Origin of the sequence: Pedobacter sp. ASV1-7 (assembly GCF_040203335.1) — a bacterium.
In the GTDB taxonomy this organism is placed as follows: Bacteria; Bacteroidota; Bacteroidia; order Sphingobacteriales; family Sphingobacteriaceae; genus Pedobacter.
Window position 1 is genome coordinate 204,330 of record NZ_JBEHBV010000005.1, and the last position, 20,638, is coordinate 224,967.

Sequence of the window (20,638 nt, forward strand, 5' to 3'; positions counted from 1 at the left end):
ACTACTTATTTTTTGGTAACCTTAAATTCAGTTCTTCTGTTTAATGCCCTTCCATCCGGATTATCTTTTCCATCTGCAAGCTCATTTGGCGCAATCGGTCTGCTTTCGCCATAGCCTTTGCTGGTCATTCTATTACTAGCTATACCTTTTTCTATTAAGTAATCAACGCAGGATCTCGCTCTTCTATCTGAAAGATCTAAGTTATAAGCATCAGTACCTTTACTGTCAGTATGCGAACTTAACTCAATCTCGATAGTTGGGTTATCCACCATAATATCATATAAGTGATCTAGTTTTTCTTTAGAATCAGGTGTTAATTCAGCTTTGTTAAACTCATATAAAACATCCTTAAGCACAATTGGTTTGTCAACTTCAAAAGGAGTCAGGCATAGTTCCGGACTAAATAATGTATCCCTTTGTGCCATCTGACCATAACTAAAGGTCAGTATTTTACTAAAGTATTTATCCTTTTCTGCAGTCAGTTTAAAGTATCTGTTTGAGTTTACTTTAAAACTATAGTTCCCATTATCATCTGTTTTCACCTTAAACTGCCTTACCGAATCTGTAAGTATCACAGTGGCATCCTTTAGCGGTGTTAACGCATTACAATCTAATAATCTTCCTTTAATTACCAGGTTCTGTGTTCTGAGATGAAAGATCTCCAGACAGCAAGCCGACTCGCGGTCAGAGCTAATTAATGCTTCAGATTCATCCTTGTTAAGTGGTGTGAAATAAAGATCGTCCTTAGCCGAGTTAAAAGGGGCACCCATATTTCTCGGTTCAGACCAATTACCAAAATCACCATCACTTTCAAAAAAATCAAAGCCTCCCATTCCTACTCTCCCATTTGTGCTAAAAAGTAATCTTTTAGTATTTCCATTATAGTAAGGAGCCTGATCATCTTCTGGAGTATTAATTACATTCCCCATGTTCACCGCGGCACCTAGTGACCCATCTACACGAATTGCAGCATACCATAAATCATACTTACCAGATCCACCTGGCCTGTCCGAAGAAAAAATCAGGTAATTACCATCCTTAGTTACAAATGGCTGCATTGAATTAAACCCCTTCACATTGATCTGACTTCCTAATTCAACAGGCTCAGACCATTCATTTGAAGCAGTCGACACTGCGTTTAACTGATATATTTTCTTATTACCATTTGCTGTCCAACTGGTCAGATAAGCGAACTTGCCACCAGGATGAAAAGCTGGTGCTGCCGACTCCTTATCTTTTCCTATCACTGCTGTTTTAGTAACTGCAACATCTTTATTTAGTGGATCTCCCTTGGTTACATAGATAGCATTTACAAATGGAGTTTCCTTTCTGGTAACCTTAACGTCATTACTAACCAGCACTTCCTTCTTATTTCCAACAGCAATAGGCCTTGACGAAGTGAAATACAAATTGCCCGCTTTTAAATTCGGCGTGTAATTAGATCCCAGTGTATTTATTTTATTATCCAATTTGGCTACATTATACATTCGTGGATAACGCAATTCCTTTAATGCAAACCGGCAAGAAGCAATTTCTTCTAATGCTTTTTTTGTGTAACTATCCTTAACCTTGTATTTATTCAGGAAATTATTAAACTCATCAATCGCCTCATTATATTTTTGAGTGGCGCGAAGTGATTCTGCATACCAAAAATTACTTAGAATATATTTAGGGTTAGTATAGTCCTTAGCTATAAAGTAAAAACTTACAGCCTCTTCAAAGTTATTATATAGTCTTAATGACTCTGCAAGCTGGAAGTTTAAATATTCTTGTTCTTCAACCTTTTTAGGACTTTCTTCTTTTGTTTTATTTGCGAAACCATAAGGTACTACAACAAAAGCTCCTGTGCTATCTTTTTTAATATTCAATGCCTTTTTATAATATTCGGCTGCAGCAAAATATTCTTTATTTTGAAAATATACATCCGCCACTCTTTTGTTATTGGCTACGAATTGTGCCTGCACCGAAGCGGAGAAAAATATACAGAGGATCAGAAGTATCTTTGTTTTCATCATTATATCATTAATGGGAGATTTCATATTAGTTCAACTATAATCGTGGACAAAAGAAGTTTGGTCCAAGTATTCCTTTTCTACCGGTGAATGATACTGATAGCTCCAATCCGCCTCTACTACCAGTAACACGATTTAAATTAGAAGTATTGAAATCATAACTCAATCCGAACACCATATTTTTGATGTGCAAACCAAAAAAAGCAATAGCTGCATCATCTACCCTGTAATTTGATCCGAACAATAAATCCGTTTCTGCATTAAGCATATATTCTGCATATGCTCCTGCCGAAATTTCCTTTGCATTTCCCTGCTTCATATACAAGCCATTTGGTGTAATACTAAGCAAGTCAGAAGCTTTAACACGAGCACCGCCGTGAGCAGCATAACGGATTGGCATGCGCACATCATTACCTATAAATTTATCAATGGGCCTTGTAATATGGCCTGCCATAGCTCCTGCAAACACATTTACTCGCTGATCTGAATTTCCATCAAAATACATGACACCCACATTTACATCAGGCACAAGTGTATTAGAAGACGCAAAAGACTCACTGATACCAAAATTCGGATCATATCCTGTAACCGGATTATACTGGTCACCCAAAGTAATCTTGGAAGGATTGAAACTCTTATTGAGTATTCCTGCCTGCACTCCAAAGTTGATCATATTTAAACCTGCACTTCCAAAGTGAATCCTGTAAGCGGCAGAGACCATTACATTTAAATGGTTATAACTGATATCACCTGCATTCTGGTTCAATACCATTGCTCCAAAAGCCAGGTTTTTAACGGGAGCCATATCAAATGAGGCACCTCCAGTTAAAAATGAATTGGAGATTGATCCCCATTGCTGCTTAGCATTTAAAGAAACCCTGTACTCTCCATCTGTAACACCGGTCAATGCCGGATTTAGCCATAATGGATGTGCATAATATTGAGAGAAATGGGGATCGATCTGTGCGATCCCCTTAAATGTCCCAAGTGTTAAAAATGCGCCTATGGCTATTGTTTTTATTAGTTTCTTCATGATAGATTTATTTTTCATTATGGCCTGGTACATCTTATCTTAAAAGTGTTATGGTTCCTTTTTTAGTAGCTTTCGTGCCATCATTAAACTCAACCTCCAGGTAATACACATATACTCCATTTGGCTGCATCTGTCCTTTAAAGGTTCCGTCCCAACCATTTTCTATTTTTAGAGATTCGTAAAGGAACTGGCCCCACTGACTATACACACGTAACTGCATTTTAGCGATGGTATTTCCATATACATATAAGACATCATTTTTACCATCATTATTTGGCGTAAATGTGTTTGGAACAAATATGTTGTTACCCAATGGATTATCACTATTACCTGTAAAGGTGGTTGCATCGCTCAGTTGACAAGCCAACTGTCCTACTGCTCTTACCCTGATAGTTACACTCTGATTTGGCTGTAAACCTGAAACCGTATGCGTAGTTCCCGCAGCACCAGAACTTGGTGCGGTCCAGTTTAAGCCATTGTCAACAGACACCTCGTATTCAACAGCATTTGTTACTGCTGGCCATGCGAATGTAATAGTCGTTGCTGTTACTGCTGATGTAGAAACTACCGGAGCGTCCAACTTACCTAGCACTGTAACTGTAACAGCTGTTCTTGTAGCACTTGTACAACCACTAGCAATATTGCTGCTACCTACATAGTAAATAGTTGTTGCATTTAATGCAGGAACATTAAATGTTGTTCCGTCTACACCTGTTCCGCCAGTTGCGCTGGTATACCAGGTATATTTAAGAGCCGGATCCGGATTATTTACAGTTAATACTGTTGTGCTACCCGGACAAAGCGGGCTTCCTGCGCCTGATACCGTAGGTGGCGGTAGTGGTATTGCACCAGCATTTACAACTACAGGCCTACGTGAAGTACTTTTACAGGTTCCTGATACTGCTTCTACATAATATGTTGTCATTGCAGTGGTTGTTGCAGGTGTTGTGAAATCCACACCCGATCCAAGTATTGTTGTACTAACTGCAGTTGCATACCAGTTGTAAGTAACACCTGTTACTGAACCAGACACTGATAAAGTAGCGGTACTACCCAGACAGGTACTTACAGTACCAGATACAACTGAAGGGGTCTGAGGTGTAGTTGTAACTACAACAGTTACTCTAACCCTACCTCCAACACTACCACAATTAGTAGTACTTGTAGCCTGTACAAAATAATCCACATTTGCATTCAAAGTACCTGTAGGGAATGTTGTTCCTGTGTTGACTAAAGTTCCACCAGTAGCGGCAGTATACCATTCATACACTACACCAGTCTGAGGGTTTTGTATGCTCAGCAATGTTGTATTACCAGAACATATTGCTGTTCCTGTTGTACTTATGATAGGTACATTTGGTAATTGGTTAACAGTAACTGTTACCACTTTTGCTGATCCCGGAAGGTTAGCACAAACACCATCTCCTTTTACAGTTACATAGAATCTTGTAGTAACAGTTAATCCTGAAACAGGCATGTTATCACCAACAAAAGCTACATCAGTTAAAGCTGCGTCACGGTACCAGGTAAACACGGGATTACTGGTAACTGTTGGACTGCTTGCAGTAAGCTGTGTATTCGTACCAGAACAAATCGTTTGATCTGCCGCTATGATGTCGGTTACCCCTGCATTTCTATTTACGGTAACCGTAACCACCTTTGCAGAAACTACATCATTTGCGCAAGTATTAGTTCCGCTCACCGTTACATAGTATTTAGTGGTAAGCGTTAAAGCAGGAGTAGTAAATGTAGGCCCCTGGAAAGCAAAGTCTGTTAAAGAAGCATCACGATACCATCTGAATACCGGCTGATCTACCGTTGTACTACTTGCACTAAGCACTGCAGCTGTACCTGCACAGATGGTTTGATCTGCAAGGATAATATCGGAAGCTGTTGCATTGCGGTTAACATTTACTGTTACAACTTTAGCTGAAGCTGCATCATTTGCACAAACATCGCTTCCACTTACAGTTACATAATATTTAGTCGTTACGCTTAAGGCAGGTGTTGTAAATGAAGCTGCTCTTACAGCCAGGTCAGTTAAATTTGCATCTCGGTACCAGCTAAATACTGGATTTGTTACCGTAGTACTAGCCGCAGTTAATGTTACTGCAGTACCAATACATGTACTCCTATCTGCTGCATCAATATCCGCTGCAGTTGCATTTCTATTTACTGTTACTGTTACAACTTTAGCTGAAGCTGCATCGTTTGCACAAGCATCGCTTCCACTTACTGTTACATAGTATTTAGTAGTTGCAGTAAGCACATCTGTTGTAAAGCTTGCTCCTACAAATGGAGCATCAGATAAATCAGCGTTTTTATACCAGCTAAATACCGGAGCAGCAACCTTAGTGGTAGATGCAGTTAGATTCGCTGTACTTCCTGAGCAGATCGTTTTATCTGCTGCAACGATATCTGAAGCAATTGCATTTCTATTTACAGTTACCGTTACTACTTTTGCTGATGAAGCATCATTAGCACAGATATCTGCTCCGGTGATGATCACATAATATTTAGTAGTAGCTGTTAAAGCTGGGGTAGTGAAACTAGCTCCCTCAAAAGGAACATCCGTTAAGTCAGTAGTAGTATACCACTTGAATACAGCGCCTGGAAAAGCAGTAGCTGTTGCTGTTAAAGTTGCTGTTGTACCCGAGCAAATTGTTTTGTCGGCTGCAGTAATATCAGAAGCAACTGCATTCGCTTTAACAGTTAATGTAATTTTTGTTCTTGTTGCATTTGTACAGCTATTTGTATTTACAGCTTCCACATAGTAATCATAAGTACCAGCGGCAAGATTGGCAGGAGTAGTATAGCTAATGTTGTTAGCTACCAATTGGTTTCCACCTACTGCTGCGTCATACCAATTAAATACTACACCAGCTACTGGAACTACTTTTAAAGTTACAGCAGAACCAATACAAGTTGAAGGCGGGTTACCTGCATCGGCCACTGGAGGTACTGGCACTGGTAATATAGTTACGACTACTTTCACCCTTGCACTTTCACAACCATTTCTAACTGCAGTAACGAAGAAATCATGATTTCCTGCGGTTAAACTAACAGGAGTATTAAATGAAGTGCCCTCTGCCTCGAATGTAGTTCCCTGATACCATCTGTAAGTTACATTCGATAATGGGTTATTGATTGACAAAGTTGCCGAAGAGCCTTCACAAGCTGATGCAGTTTTTGCTGCTACAGTTGGTGCTATCATTACTCGTTGTGCATAATTGATATCTATAGAAGAGAAGGCGCCAACAAGTCCTGAGTTTAATTTCACCTGAACTGCATCAAAAGTGCTTGTCGGTACAAATGATAATAAAGCCTGAGTACCACCACTCAATAATTCAAGATTAATCAATGGATTGTTAATGACAGTTGCATCATTATTACTTACTCCATTTTTAAGGGTACTGATTTCTAAAGATGGCAATACCGATAAAGTAAGAATTTTCCCTGGTGATGTAAGCATTACACGAACAGTATCACCCAGGTTAGATATTCCGTTAAAACCTAGCTGCTGATAAACTGCTCCACCCAATAAACCAACAGGGATTACTAATGATGATGCAGTTGAAGCATTATTATCAATAGCTAATAGCGGATTATATACATCAGCAAGAACAGCGATACCTTCAACACCATGATTTTCTGTTATTGCAGGCTCACATGGTACATCAGTAGCTCCATCATTAGGAACAGTTGTTACTGTAACTGTTGCTCTTGTATTTGTAGTACATCCTCCGGCAACTGAACCTTCAACATAATAGGTGACAACACCTGGAGTTGTTCTTGGCACGGTAATATAAGTAGGGCCTGTATGTAACAATGTTCCACCATTTGGAGCATCATACCAGGTAAAGACTACATCTGCCGTGCTTGAAGTTGCGGTTAAAACAGCTGGTGAATTAACTTTTACAGTAATAGCTGGTGGCGTTATAATCGGCACATCCAGACTACCAACTTTGATTGTTGCTGTTGCTGCAGCAGAGGTTATACCACAAGTATTGTCGAATGCTTTTACAGTATAAGTTTCATCAGTTAACCCTACAGTAACCTGTAATGTTGATCCGTCTTTACCTGCCAGATAAGTATTTGTTCCATCAAACCACTGATAAGTGATTCCTGCAACTGGATTTTTAACACGTAATATCACATCATTGTTAGCACAAGTGGTTACAACCGGTGATTCTAATTCTGGTGTTGCCGGAGCTGCACTTACTTTTACTTCAATTAAAGACTTATAGCTAGTACAAACAGCATTAGCAGATGCAACATAATATTTTGTATTGGCACTTAAAGCATCAGTAACAAATGTAATTCCATCCTTACCGGCAATATAAGCACCTGTATTATCGTACCATTTATAAATCAGCCCCGGTGTTGGGTTTGCTACAGATAAAGTAGCTGTTTGAGTAGCACAGATATTAACAACAGCTGCAGCTATTGTCGGTGCTACCATTACTCGCTGGGCATAGTTCAGATCAACGGTAGTCAGCACTCCTGCTATACCTGCATTTAAGCGTACCTCAACCTGATCAAAAGTTTTAGCAGGAACAAATGAAAGTAAAGCTTCTGTATTTCCGCTTAACAATTCAAGATTGATTAACGCATTGTTTATTAGTAATTCATCATTATTACTTGCTGCACCATTGTATGTAGTTAAAGTAATTCCTCCTAAAACACCTAATGAAAGTAATTTACCCGGAGCAGTTAGCTTAATCCTTACAGTATCACCAACAGTTGACAGGCCATTAAATCCTAATTTTTGATAAACTGAACCACCTAATAAACCTACAGGTAATACTAATGAAGATCCTGTTTTGGTATCATCATCAATTGCCAGTCCGGGGTTAAATACATCTGCAAGCAATGCAATTCCGTCAACACCTTTCGTTTGAGTAGATGCAGCTTCACAAGGTACTGGATTTGGAGCACCATTACCATCAACACTAATGGTGATTTGCACACGACCTGAAGCTGCACAGCCAGTAGCTGATGATACTGCTTCAAGGTAATAGGTTGTAGTAACCATTAAAGGCGTGGTTACATAAGTAGGGCCTGTATAAATTGGCGTAGTGGCATTTGCTGTACTATACCAGTTAAATATTACATTACTTTCCGAAGATGTAGCATTCAGAATAGCCGTTTGTCCGGGACTAACTGTATTTGACGATACCTGAACCTGTGGCAATACCGGAAGTGGATTAACCTTAACTGCAACGGCAGCGCGGCTGGCACTAACACAATTTCCATTAGATGCCTCTACATAATAAGTAATGTCTGCATTAAGCGCTGGAGTAGTAAATACTGCTCCTTCAAAAACTGCAGTACCTCCGGTAGATGAAGTATACCATTTATAGGTTGTTCCTGTTACAGGATTGTTAACAGGTAATACTGCAGCTGAACCCGCACATACTTCCGCAGTTGCGGCCAATGTAGGAACAGTTGGAGCTGTAGTTACCACTACAGTAACAGGAATGCGTTGTGCATTTGCACAACCATCTTTACTCACTTCGATATAATAAGTAATGTTGTTTGTTAAAGGACCAGCCACTGTAAATGTTTCGCCAGTTGCCAGAACAGTAGTACTTGTTGCGGTAGCATACCATTTTAAAGTAGTACCACCATTTGCCGTAGCCGTCAACGTTGTTCCACTACCAGCACAAATTAGCTGTCCTGCAGCTGCCACAGTTGGATTAGGATAAATAACTTCAGCACCATAAATGCTAAGGTTACTTAAAGCAGCAACTACTGCTCCAAAGCGAATCTCAACGCGGTCATAAACACCGCCAGCTGGTAAAGTTGCTTTAAAACGAGTTCCTCCCAACAATTTAAGATCAACAACTGAATTATTTAAAGCATAAGTAGTTACAGGTGTATTTCCGTTCATTACTGTGATGGTTACTCCACCAAGTACATTTATATCAGCTAAACCAACTGGTGTCGCCAAATCTAAACGTATACTGTCAGTTGCCGCACCAGTACGAGCAAAAATCAAACGCTGGTATCCGGTTGAGCCAACACCAACTACAAGATTAATTTTGGTAAAGTTATTCGGATTATCATCCGTAGAGTTTCCTGCATTGTCAACGCCACATAACACACAAAGTCCATCAATTCCAGTTTCCTGACGAACGGCAGCATTACAGTTTGGATTAGCCGGACCATTACTTACTGTAACTGTAACAGCTGCTCTTGCTGCACTTACACAACCTGATGCATTTTCTGTTTCTACATAATAAATAGTAGTCGCACTCAATGCAGGTGTAGTATAATTTGCACCTGTAAAGAATGAGCTCCCTCCAGTTGGGGTAGTATACCACTTGATGGTATTTCCTGCAGCAGCACTTACAGACAAACTTGCTTTTTGTCCGGCGCTGATACTTTCATTAGCTGAAATTACGGTTGCCATTTCAGGGGCTGGATTAACAGTAACATTAACCGGAGTTCTAGTACTTACTGCTGTTCCAGAGATCGCTTCAACATAATAAGTAGCATTACTGTTAAGAGCCGTAGTTGTAAAAGTCGGCCCACTATATATAGATACACTACCAGTACTTGCATACCATTTATAAGTAAAACTTGGATCTGCATTAGTAACCGTTAAAGTTGCTGTGCTTCCACTACATGTAGTTACTGCTGCCACAACAGGAGCACTTACATTTACTACCAATGTATAATCTGTAGAAGTCGTTATTCCATTTTTATCAGTGGCAGTCATCGTTAAGGTAAATGTTCCACCAATTACTGGTGTACCTTTTATTTCGCGGGTATCTTTGTCAAATGTTAATGCAGGTGGCAAACCTTGTAAGTCATAAGTATAAGGTGAAGTCCCCCCAGTTACTTCTGGTAAAATTTGTGTTGGATAAAGAGCTCCTACCAGTCCGTTTGGCAAAGTAGCAGAAGGGAGATTTAATTCTCCATTTACTTTAATCACATACACCTGAGATGCTGTTGCTCCGGCACCATCAGTAACACTCACTGAAACATTGTATGATCCGGATTTTGTCGGTGTACCTGAAATCTCTCTTGTTGCGGCATCAAAACTTAATCCCAAAGGAAGGTTTGATGCTGTATAAGTATAATTACCATCACCACCAGTAGCTGTTGGAATAGTTTCAGTAACATATACTACACCTACTGTGCCATCAGCCAATGGCTTAGCGGTTAATAACAATGGATTACCAACTACAATTGTGTAGTTAGTAGTTACAGTATTTCCTTCCGTATCAGTTACTTTAACAGGAATCACAAAAGTGCCAGCAACTGTTGGTGTGCCTGTAATATTTCTTGTTAGCGGATCAAAATCTAATCCTGCAGGAAGGTTTGATGCTGTATAAGTATAAGAGCCACTTCCACCTGTAGCTGCTGGAATGGTTTGTGTAGGATATAAAGTATTCACTGTACCATTAGCCAGATTTGTTGAGGCTAATACCAGTGGATCTCTCACTACAATAGTATAGTCTTTTGTAATGCTATTCCCATTAAGATCAGTAGCAGTTACATGAACAGGGAAGGTTCCTTTTTGCGTTGGTGTACCAGTAATTTCTCTTGTTGTCTCATTAAAATCTAATCCCGGAGGAAGATTCGTAGCAGTATATGTATAAGGAGTGGTACCACCACTAGCTCCTGGAATTACCTGCGTGGGATATAATGTATTTACAGTTCCATTAGGTAAAAGCTTATCAGAAAGACTCATTCCTTCTGTAACTTTTAAATTAAAAATAGCATCAACAGCACAGCCTTTACTGTCAGTTGCAGTAATTGTAAAACTATAATCAGCAGGTGCAGCTGTTGGAGTACCACCTATTGTACCATCGGCAGAAAATGTTAAACCTGCAGGCAGGCCAGATCCTGCTGCCAACTTATAAGTGAACGTTGGTGTTCCACCTGTAGCCAGCGCAATTTGTTTTGAATAAGATGAACCTGATGTTGCATTAGTTAAAGCACTAGCTGCAAAAACGATTGCAGGGTTTACATTTACTTTAACAGGGAAACGTTCTGCATTTACACAAGTGCCATTACTTACTTCTATGAAATAGGTTGTTGTTTCTGTTAATCCAGATGGAGAATAGCTATTTCCTGTAGCCAATGCGACACCACCTGTTGAATTAGCAAACCATTTAAGGCTTGTACCGCCAACAGGCGTTGCAGTGAAAGTATTTGTGCTACCAGAACAAGCATTGAAACCTCCTGCAGGAATCGTTGGGTTAGGGTAAATTACCTGTGCACCATAAACATCAACGGTAGTTAAAGCAGTTGCTACTGCACCCAAACGAATTTCGACAGCATCATATGCTGCACCAGCTGGAAGGGTTGCTTTAAAACGGTTACCGCTTAACAGGCTTAAATGTAAAAGACCTGAATTCAGAGGATAGCTTTTAACTACAGCGCCATTGCTCATCACATTTATAGTCACACCACCCAGCAAATTAAGATCAGCCAGTCCACCTGGGATTGCTAAATCCAAACGGATGCTATCTGTTGCAGCACCTGCACCTGGAAAAAACAAACGTTGATAAACCTGACCACCCACACCTAATGTAAGGCGAAGGCTGGAAAATTTAGTAGGATCTGAATTTATTGCATTTGCACCATTTTCAACACCACATAATACACAAAGTAAACCTTCAACGCCACTTCCTTGTGCATTTGGAACGTTACATGCTGATCCAGGGTTAATATCAGTTACTGTTACAGTAACCGGTATACGGGCAGCACTAACGCAACCTCCTGCATTTTGTATTTCTGCATAATATATAGTAGTTGTATTTAAAACCGGAGTTTTAAATACAGCACCAGTAAATACAGCAGTCCCACCTGTTGAAGCAGCATACCATTTTACGGTATTACCCGTACTCCCTGCTTCAGGCGACGCTGTAAGTGTTGCGGTTTGTCCTTTTGTGATTTCAACATTGGATAAAGCAACAGTGGCATTGGCTGGTATTGGATTTACCGTTACATCAACTTTGGTACGTACGCTAACACAAGATTCAATAAAGGTCTCTACATAAAATGATTTGCCGATAGTTAAAGCCGGAGTAGTAAAACTATTACCAGTTAAAAGAACATCCCCACCTGTTTCCTGATCGAACCACCTATAAGATTGTCCTGCAACAGGAGCACTAACTGTTAATGTTACCTGACCACCGCTACAAGTTGGAAGTGGTGTATTGACAATTGGCAATGTTGGATTTTTGACTGTAATAGTTATTGGTTTACGGTCACTTTCAAATTGACATCCTGGTCTTTTTCCAGTCACATAAAACTTATGAGTTCCGGTAGTAAGATTTGTAGGAGTAAAGCTTGCTCCTGCTATGCCTGTTCCACCACTCGCTTGTGTATACCATGTATATATTACATTTGCTTCTGGATTCTCAATATTTAAAACTACGCCATCATTCAAACATGCAATGCCAGATGCTGAACTGACATTATTTACTTTAATAGATACGGGTAGTGACATAACACGTGAAACTTCGTGAAGATTTAATGCTGCCAATACACTGGCTACACCTCCCATTCTCAACTGAACTCTATCAAAAGGTTCCCCCGGTGAAAATGTTAGTATACCTATGTTACCTCCGGGATTCAACAACCTTAAACTAAGTAAACCTCCAGAATTGTCTATCAAACCATTGCTGACATTTCCTTTAAAAGTCTCAATACTTATTGAATTAAGCAGATTTACAGAAAGTAGTGCATCAGTTGTTGAGACCAGCATTCTAACAGAATCCTTAGCAGATGATAAGCCAGGAAATATAATTGTCTGCTGTGAATAGCCAAGAACTCCTACTGCTGCTTGTAAAGTTGAGAAAGTAGCATCTGAACCATCTATCGCATTTAATGGATTGGCAACCCCACCCAGACCGGCAATATTTCCGGATATTCCATGCAACTCATCTATAGGTTTATCACAGTTAGCATTTGTTGCATCCTTTAAATAATATGCATCGTAAACTTCTATAGTTGCTCCTACATTGATCAATCCCCCATCTAGTGTTACCCTTACCCCAGCAAAAGCAACTCCAGGTGTAATAAATATTTCCGTTTGATTACCTACTGCTAAAAGTGTTAATAAGCCAGAGTTACCATCCATTTGCGGTCCTACTAATGCTCCGGAAGCATTTATGGCCTGAATTTTAACTCCTCCCAAAACATTGGCGGTTAAAAGCTTTCCGGTAGTACCTATTTTAACAACAACTTCAGTATTACCAGGTATATTATTGTTGTCAAACTTAAGGTTCTGATAAATGGTCGGTCCTACTAAACCTACAGGCAAATTTATTGTAGACTTTGTACCTGGTTTACCATCTGCGGCATTGCCTGCAGTTGCAACATTACACAATAAGCATAAACCAGTTGTACTACTGTTTTGTGAAGTTGCATAAACACGTTCTTTTGCTTGTCCATACAATTTTTCACTAAATAGCGTTATAGTTGTAAAACAAAATAGAAGAAGTAACGATTTTTTAAATATTTCGAACAGAGTAGATGTTCTTTTCATAGGAGATTGATTGAGGATTACTATAATTATCCTACAATTTTAGGTATAGATTGTATCCTATGCTCTGTTCGAATTGTTCATTTCTCATTCACTACAGCATGATTTCTGTTCATTCTGTTCATTATTGAATTTAAGGTTAAAAGTTATTCACAAAAATCGGCCTCTAAACACCTGTAGACGAGGTTTTTGGCAAAAACCCATCCTTTCCGTTCATTTTTCAACCTGAAAACCTCTGTTCATTATTCCTATTAAAGCTATATATTCGTTTTGGTTGTTATTTAACGCTCACTTATAAAGTGTATGGATGAAATATCTATCTTAAATGAACTCAAGGGATTAATCCTAATCAAAAATGGAATTAGGACGGTGACCCCGGCTGATTGTAAACGGATATCTATTGAAATCAGTAGAACATTGAATAAGAATGTTAGTGAAACAACAATCAAGAGATTGTTTGGCTTTGCTGAAGTGAAACATAATTTCTCAAAATTCACAATTACAACGCTGTCTGAATATGTTAGTGGGGAAAACATTGAATCCGGAGGTACAGGTAAAAATATCATTCCCGCATCCTGGATTGATGTCAAGAAAAAAGTACTCAAGATCACAGACTTTGCTTTAAAAGGAATCAAAAACAGATCTGGTATGCCTTATGAAATGACCATAAGCAGAAAATTCGCTGAATATGATTTTGATGATTTTTTTCAAAGTGAACATAGCTTTACAGCATTCGTTGCACAACCTGGATATGGCAAAACTATTCTATTGAGTCACCTTGCCGAGAGCTTCGCCAGAAACAATACTTCTATTTATAGAGACTCCGCTCTCCTGTTTTTACAGGCCTATAGTTTTTTCAATGTTGAAAACCCTACCTTTAATTTTGAAGACCTCTTAAAAGCCGTGCTTAATATCCCTAAAAGGGATAGTCTTATGACTTATATAGAAGAAAATCATAAGAAGACTAAAGGGAAACTCGTTATCGTATTAGACAGTTTTTCAGAACTTCCTTTAAAAAAGGAATCAATGAAACAACTTTTCGAAAGTATAATAAATTTCATTTGTGCAATTGAACATATTAGCTCTATTAAACTAGTCATAAGCATGCGATCTGCTACCTGGTCATGGTTCTATGATTTGTTCAGACATTCTGCTTATTTAAAAGCAAAATGGTTTCCTGGCAACTACTTTAACATAAATGAGCCTTCAAATGTGCCACCATTAACAGAGAAAGAAATAGACCTGATTATCTCTAAAATTGATGGGCTGAACAGCAAAGAAATTAATCCAAACCTTAAAGCGCAACTTAAGTATCCATTTCATATCCAATTATATCACCAATTAAAGGAAGAAGATCCTTCTTTTAATTATTCGACAAATATTACTTTCCACGAATTAGCATCCAGATTTATCCAGGAGAATATCTATAGCTCTAATTATTATACAGAGAAGATTCTATTTCTTAAAAAAATAATCCAGCTTACAGATTATGGCAGAAACGGGACGTCAATTCAAAAGGACAGCCTAATTGGAGAGCTGTCAACATTCAAAAATGCTTATACTGAATTGCTTTCAGATGGCATAATAATGGAAGAGAAACGGTATGAAGATTTTCATCCTCGGGAATTCGTTCTGTTTATACATCCTCATATATTTGAATACTTCCTATTTGTTGAACTCCTCGAAAAATTCAATTTACAAGTAGACGAAAAATTCTTCTCCTACATCCAAACTGAATATGAAAATGTCAATTTACGTTTTCAATTACTACAATGGGCTGTCCGCTTCGTAATTAGAATTGGAGATTTTAAAGTCCTGAACTGTATTTTTGATTTCCCATTCGGTCATTCTGAACATAATTACTTAACTCTTTTCATTGCAGAAAATTTAAAGTATAGATCCAAATATAGCAGCGATACCCTATCTCTGTTAAAGGCCAACAAAATTCACGAAAGAATTATTGAAGATATGAAGCACTTTGACTTTGTTGACTCATCATATAAAGAGACAATTGAGGTTGCCATTGACATTTCTGATTCCAATGAGCATACATTGCTTTATCAGTCTCTTCTTACCATAATGGATGTAGTAAGCCTGAACCAGAAGAAAATACATAAGCGAATGATGATTTTAAATCGGATCAGCTGTTCAAGCTGGGAATTAAGTCCCCACGAGATTCTACAACTGATTTATTTAAAAATCACTAATAATCCCACTGATTTAAACGACCTGATGGAAGATGTAGAAAGTTTACAATATCCATTTGGAGAAGACAAAAAGCCGCTTACAACCAAACAAGGAATTACTTACTTTTTGAATATCCTACTTAATATGTTCTATGGATCTGACGAAAGAAATATTGAGCTTTTAGAGAAAATCATCAAAGCACATCCTGAAGAATTTTCAAAGCGTTCAGTCTTCAGTATCTTAATGATAAATTTCCTCACATTACAACTTTCAAGATTCAGACCAGGTCCAAAAACAGATAAACTGGAGAGGATCCTTGTTCTTATTCATGAAAATAAAGAAAGATTTAGAGTTTCACAGAAAGCAGAGGCAATCTTTAAAATGACACAGGCTTTTCAACTTAGAAATAAGGGAAAAAATGTTTTAGCAGGCGAAAAATGTCAGGAATGTATCGTTTTTTTCAAAGAGAACAATTTAAACTTAAATTGCATCCTCATTTACGACCTGATGATTGACATCTACACTGATCTTGAAAACCTTGCTAAGCTGAATGAATATAAATATGAACGTCTTTGTTTTATGGAAGAACATAACATTTCAAAAAATATATTTTCTATATCAAAAGAGCCAATAGGCATCAAACATTCATAAAAAAGGGCCTTTTTAATAAAAGGCCCTTTTTTATGAATGGATCTATAGTTATTTCTTATATTCAGCAGCCAATTTTAATGCATTGTATGCATTTACAATTCCTCCTGTAACACATAAATCAGAAAAAGGAACAGTCTTAACATCCGTTTCAGTCCTGATTTCTACAGACTGATTAACCTTAACAACAGATTTAAGGATGATATCTTTAACCTCTACTGCTTTTAACTTTGGATAGTATGAACGAATAAGGGCAGCTAATCCAGCTACAACAGGGGCAGCCATACTTGTACCACTTAATTTCTCATATTTTGATCCCGGTACAGTAGAGTTAATATCTACACCAGGTGCAAAAACATCAACTTTAGTTTTTCCATAGTTAGAAAAATTAGCCTTTATCTGGCCATCATTTGTCCATGCAGACGCTCCCACCGTTATCCACGAAGCAGCTTTGCCACCACCCAAATATTCAGGATCAGGAAAGTTAGATTCAACTTCCAGATTATTATTATCGTTACCAGCAGCATGTACTAATAATACATCCTTCGAAACTGCATATTTAACAGCCTCATCTACAATTGCCTTATCCCAGGAATATGATTTCCCAAAACTCATATTGATTACTTTAGCACCATTATCAACTGCATAACGAATAGAATTAGCAACATCTTTATCGCGCTCATCACCGTTTGGGGTATTTCTTACCCCCATAATAATCACATTATTAGCGACCCCTTTAATACCAAGATCATTGGTACGTACAGCACCTATAATCCCTGCAACATGAGAACCATGTCTTGCATCAGGACCAGTAACATCATTATTGCCATAAAAGCGCTCTTTACTATTGTTTGGATCATCTCCAACAATTCCCCGAGGATCATAGTCAAGATTCAGATTATAATCAACCTGTTGCTTGTAATGATCATATCCTGGTTCAATCTGCTTTTTATAAAAATCTTCGAAACTGGTATTTTTTAGCTGATTAACCAAGATTCTCTGAATATTGGTTTCCATATCATCTGAAGGCTTAAACGCCTCAAAATCTGCACGCGTAGGTTGATCTTTACCAATTTTCTTTACTAAGGCATCAATTGCATTTTTAATACCTGAAAAACGCTGTAATCCTATTTTCGCTTCTTCAAGTTCTTTTTCCAATTCAGCTTTATTCTTTTGATAAGCTTCAAATGCAGGTAATTCATTTGCTTTTACAGATGTAGCATCTGCATTCGCAAATTTCGCATTATCTCTTCTCACCAAACGCGTCAATTCCAATGTTTCATAGTTAATAGAACCTTTTGATGAACCTAAAAAATTCCAGCCATGTACATCATCTATATAACCATTCTTATCATCGTCTTTACCGTTACCAGCCTTTTCTTTTTTATTTACCCAGATAACTGCTTTCAAATCTTCATGGGCAATCTCAACACCACCGTCAAGCACCGCCACAATAACTGGTACAGATTTCTTACCTTTTAAAAGTTCATTATATGCTTTTTCTGTACTTATACCAAATGTAGAATCTGCTTGCAAATCCAGATTCTGCCAATTTGGCTTCTGGGCAAATGAAGCAAATGGCATAGCAGCCAATAACGCTATGCACCATCCCTTACCGCCGAAAAATGTCATGACATTCTTTTTCATAGTTTTTCAATTTTTGACAAAGTTAATTAAATTCTGGCCATACATATCAGGAGAAATAATTCAATCTTATCATAAATACAGCGTAAACGCCTTAAAAAACGATCGCCGCAAGAATTTATTTCTATGCGGCGATTGTGTATTAAAATTGTTATAAAATGTCCTGTCCTACAGGAACACATTAACTTACCAATGTATCATCAGTTTCTCTGGCAATTACGTCGGCAATTGATGTTTGGGCTAAAACTTTTAACGTAGCATTTCTTACATCAATAAATGTCTTTCTGATACCGCAGGTTACCTCATCATGGCATTCGTCACATTTACGGTAAAACTTTAAACTAGCACAAGGAACCATCGCGATAGGCCCATCCGTAATACGAAGTATATCAGCCAGATAAATATCACGTGGATCTTTATTAAGACTATATCCTCCACCTGCACCTTTCTTACTATATAAGTATCCTGCATTACGCATATCCAACAGAATCTGTTCCAGGAATTTTCTGGGTATCATTTCCTGCTCCGCCAACCTCACTATTTGCATTGGAGGATTTTCCATATTTTTGCCAAGAGCAACCAGTGCCTTTATTGCATATTTCGTTTTCTTAGACAGCATACTAGCAAAGCTAAGAAAAGATTTACGGATTTGTATAAATTTTGAACTGACTGCATTCATTCCAACATTCTTTCATATCAGAGATTTAATGCTTCACATCGCTACACATTGTAGAATAATTCTACAATGTGCAACTTCACAAAAACAACAAAACAACTGAATACCAATCAATTAAGCACAAAAATCATTTATGGCATCATTCTGTATCAGATCTATTCGTAATTAATTTAGATAAGAACTTAAAATTATAAGTATGAAAAAGATCATTTTATCTGCAGCGATCCTGGCATTTGCTGGATTAACCACAGTAAAAGCAAGCGACATCAAAGCTCCAATAGTTATCAGCACATTACAAGACAGTGTAACTAAAACACCGGTTGAGGTGAAAGACCTTCCGGATCCGGTTAAGGCTACTCTTTCTTCAGAAAAATATAAAGAATGGATTCCAACTGCAGCATTCCTTGTAACAAAAGCTGACAAATCAGAATATTATCAAGTTGACGTTAAAAAACAAGAAGAAACTGCTTCTTTAAAAATAGGAAAAGATGGAGTAGTTATTGAATAATCCCTATATCCCTTAATAAATAACAATTAAACACCTTATAAAAGCCGGATTTCGTCCGGCTTTTGTATTTTTGCTGTATCTAAGCGAAATCCTATGGCAAAAATACTCATCATTGAAGACGATTCTACTTTCTCTCAGGTACTGGAAGGCTTTCTTGCAAAACATGGTCATGAAGCTCATGTTGTAAATGATGTAAAAAAAGCTTTTAAGATAACTGATGAACAAAGTTTTGATCTGTTACTTATAGATTATCGTTTACCAGATGGCACTGGCTTAGATATTCTTTCGCACATTCTTGAAAAGGGTCAGGCCCAGCCTGTAATTATCATGACCAGCTTTAACGATGTCCGCACCGCTGTAAAATCTATTCAGCTGGGTGCATTTGATTACATTACCAAGCCTGTTAATCCGGATGAGCTGTTAATGATCATAAAAAATGCACTTGGTAAAAAGGAAAAAGGGAAATCTGGAAGATCTGTAGAGCATACAGATGCTATAAAAGGTAAAAGTGCAATTGCTGACAAGCTTTATGAGCACATTAATCTGGTTGCCCCAACCGACATGTCGGTCATCATCCAGGGTGAAAGTGGTACAGGTAAAGAATATGCTGCCCGTGCTTTACATAGCCAGAGTAAGCGAAATGATAAGCCTTTTATTGCAATTGATTGTGGGGCACTTTCAAAAGAACTTGCTGCGAGTGAATTATTTGGTCATACAAAAGGCGCCTTTACAGGTGCTTTAACTGATAAAAAAGGGCAATTTGAAGCGGCAGATGGTGGTACTCTGTTTTTAGATGAGGTTGGTAATTTAAGTTATGAAGTTCAGGTAAAAATGCTTCGTGCCCTTCAAGAAAGAATTATACAACCACTTGGTAGTACTAAGTCTGTTAAAGTTGATGTAAGAATCATCACAGCTACAAATGATGATCTTAAAAATAGTGTTGCTAATGGATCATTCAGGGAAGATTTATATCACCGCATCAATGAATTCAAAATACAGTTACCTGCACTGAGGGAACGAGGAAAAGACATCGAGCTATTTATTAACCATTTCGTGAAACTATCAAACCAGGAGCTGGACAGAAATGTGCAACATATTTCGACAACAGCAAAAGATCTGTTACTGCAATACGACTGGCCAGGCAATCTACGTGAACTAAAAAATGTGATAAAGCGAATGGTTTTACTAACCCCCGGCGAGACTGCAGATATAGATTCACTTCCTGATGAAATGATCGTATCAGTAAATCAAGTACCAAGACCCAATACTTCAGACCTTAAAGCCATCAATGAAATCAACGAGAAAGCAATGATTATTGAAACCCTTGTAAAGGTTAAATACAATAAATCCAAAGCGGCCAAACTACTTAACATTGACCGGAAAACATTGTATAGTAAAATGGAACGTTATGACATCGAATAAT

The 20,638-nt window shown here is 38.1% G+C and carries 8 protein-coding genes; 3 read left to right on the plus strand and 5 right to left on the minus strand.

Annotated features, from left to right (window positions below):
- Positions 1–5 precede the first annotated feature (5 nt).
- From ABDJ41_RS13415 to ABDJ41_RS13425, 3 genes are read right to left on the minus strand one after another with little or no spacing between them, the layout of a single operon-like run.
- The gene (locus tag ABDJ41_RS13415; protein ID WP_349786561.1) at positions 6–2,015 is read right to left on the minus strand and encodes an OmpA family protein; all 2,010 of its coding nucleotides are present in this window, start codon (positions 2,013–2,015) and stop codon (positions 6–8) included.
- Between the two features lie 34 nt (positions 2,016–2,049).
- On the minus strand, positions 2,050–3,045 hold the full coding sequence (locus tag ABDJ41_RS13420) for a PorP/SprF family type IX secretion system membrane protein (RefSeq protein ID WP_349786562.1): 996 nt from the start codon (positions 3,043–3,045) through the stop codon (positions 2,050–2,052).
- A 34-nt stretch (positions 3,046–3,079) separates the two neighbouring features.
- Positions 3,080–13,555, minus strand: coding sequence for an Ig-like domain-containing protein (locus tag ABDJ41_RS13425; protein ID WP_349786564.1), 10,476 nt, complete (start codon positions 13,553–13,555; stop codon positions 3,080–3,082).
- Positions 13,556–13,855: 300 nt separating this feature from the next.
- Here ABDJ41_RS13425 and ABDJ41_RS13430 point away from each other — a divergent pair, with 300 nt between their 5' ends.
- Positions 13,856–16,390 (plus strand): NACHT domain-containing protein, encoded by a 2,535-nt coding sequence (locus ABDJ41_RS13430; protein WP_349786565.1) that lies wholly within the window; start codon positions 13,856–13,858, stop codon positions 16,388–16,390.
- Between the two features lie 48 nt (positions 16,391–16,438).
- Here the strand turns inward: ABDJ41_RS13430 and ABDJ41_RS13435 are convergent, their stop codons facing one another.
- Together ABDJ41_RS13435 and ABDJ41_RS13440 are read right to left on the minus strand one after the other, a co-directional pair.
- Positions 16,439–18,034, minus strand: coding sequence for a S8 family peptidase (locus ABDJ41_RS13435; protein ID WP_349786566.1), 1,596 nt, complete (start codon positions 18,032–18,034; stop codon positions 16,439–16,441).
- A 178-nt stretch (positions 18,035–18,212) separates the two neighbouring features.
- On the minus strand, positions 18,213–18,650 hold the full coding sequence (locus ABDJ41_RS13440; RefSeq protein WP_349786567.1) for an RrF2 family transcriptional regulator: 438 nt from the start codon (positions 18,648–18,650) through the stop codon (positions 18,213–18,215).
- A 253-nt stretch (positions 18,651–18,903) separates the two neighbouring features.
- Here ABDJ41_RS13440 and ABDJ41_RS13445 point away from each other — a divergent pair, with 253 nt between their 5' ends.
- Positions 18,904–19,215: a hypothetical protein gene (locus ABDJ41_RS13445; RefSeq protein WP_349786568.1), complete on the plus strand. Its 312-nt coding sequence runs from the start codon at positions 18,904–18,906 to the stop codon at positions 19,213–19,215.
- Between the two features lie 93 nt (positions 19,216–19,308).
- Positions 19,309–20,637 (plus strand): sigma-54-dependent transcriptional regulator, encoded by a 1,329-nt coding sequence (locus tag ABDJ41_RS13450; protein WP_349786569.1) that lies wholly within the window; start codon positions 19,309–19,311, stop codon positions 20,635–20,637.
- The last annotated feature ends 1 nt before the right edge of the window (position 20,638 follow it).

Bases quoted from the DNA above. Each gene is read 5' to 3' on its own strand.
- ABDJ41_RS13425 (WP_349786564.1), bottom strand. From the start codon at position 13,555: ATGAAAAGAACATCTACTCTGTTCGAAATATTTAAAAAATCGTTACTT.
- ABDJ41_RS13435 (WP_349786566.1), bottom strand. From the start codon at position 18,034: ATGAAAAAGAATGTCATGACATTTTTCGGCGGTAAGGGATGGTGCATA.
- ABDJ41_RS13430 (WP_349786565.1), top strand. From the start codon at position 13,856: ATGGATGAAATATCTATCTTAAATGAACTCAAGGGATTAATCCTAATC.
- ABDJ41_RS13440 (WP_349786567.1), bottom strand. From the start codon at position 18,650: ATGCTGTCTAAGAAAACGAAATATGCAATAAAGGCACTGGTTGCTCTT.
- ABDJ41_RS13415 (WP_349786561.1), bottom strand. From the start codon at position 2,015: ATGATGAAAACAAAGATACTTCTGATCCTCTGTATATTTTTCTCCGCT.
- ABDJ41_RS13445 (WP_349786568.1), top strand. From the start codon at position 18,904: ATGAAAAAGATCATTTTATCTGCAGCGATCCTGGCATTTGCTGGATTA.
- ABDJ41_RS13420 (WP_349786562.1), bottom strand. From the start codon at position 3,045: ATGAAGAAACTAATAAAAACAATAGCCATAGGCGCATTTTTAACACTT.
- ABDJ41_RS13450 (WP_349786569.1), top strand. From the start codon at position 19,309: ATGGCAAAAATACTCATCATTGAAGACGATTCTACTTTCTCTCAGGTA.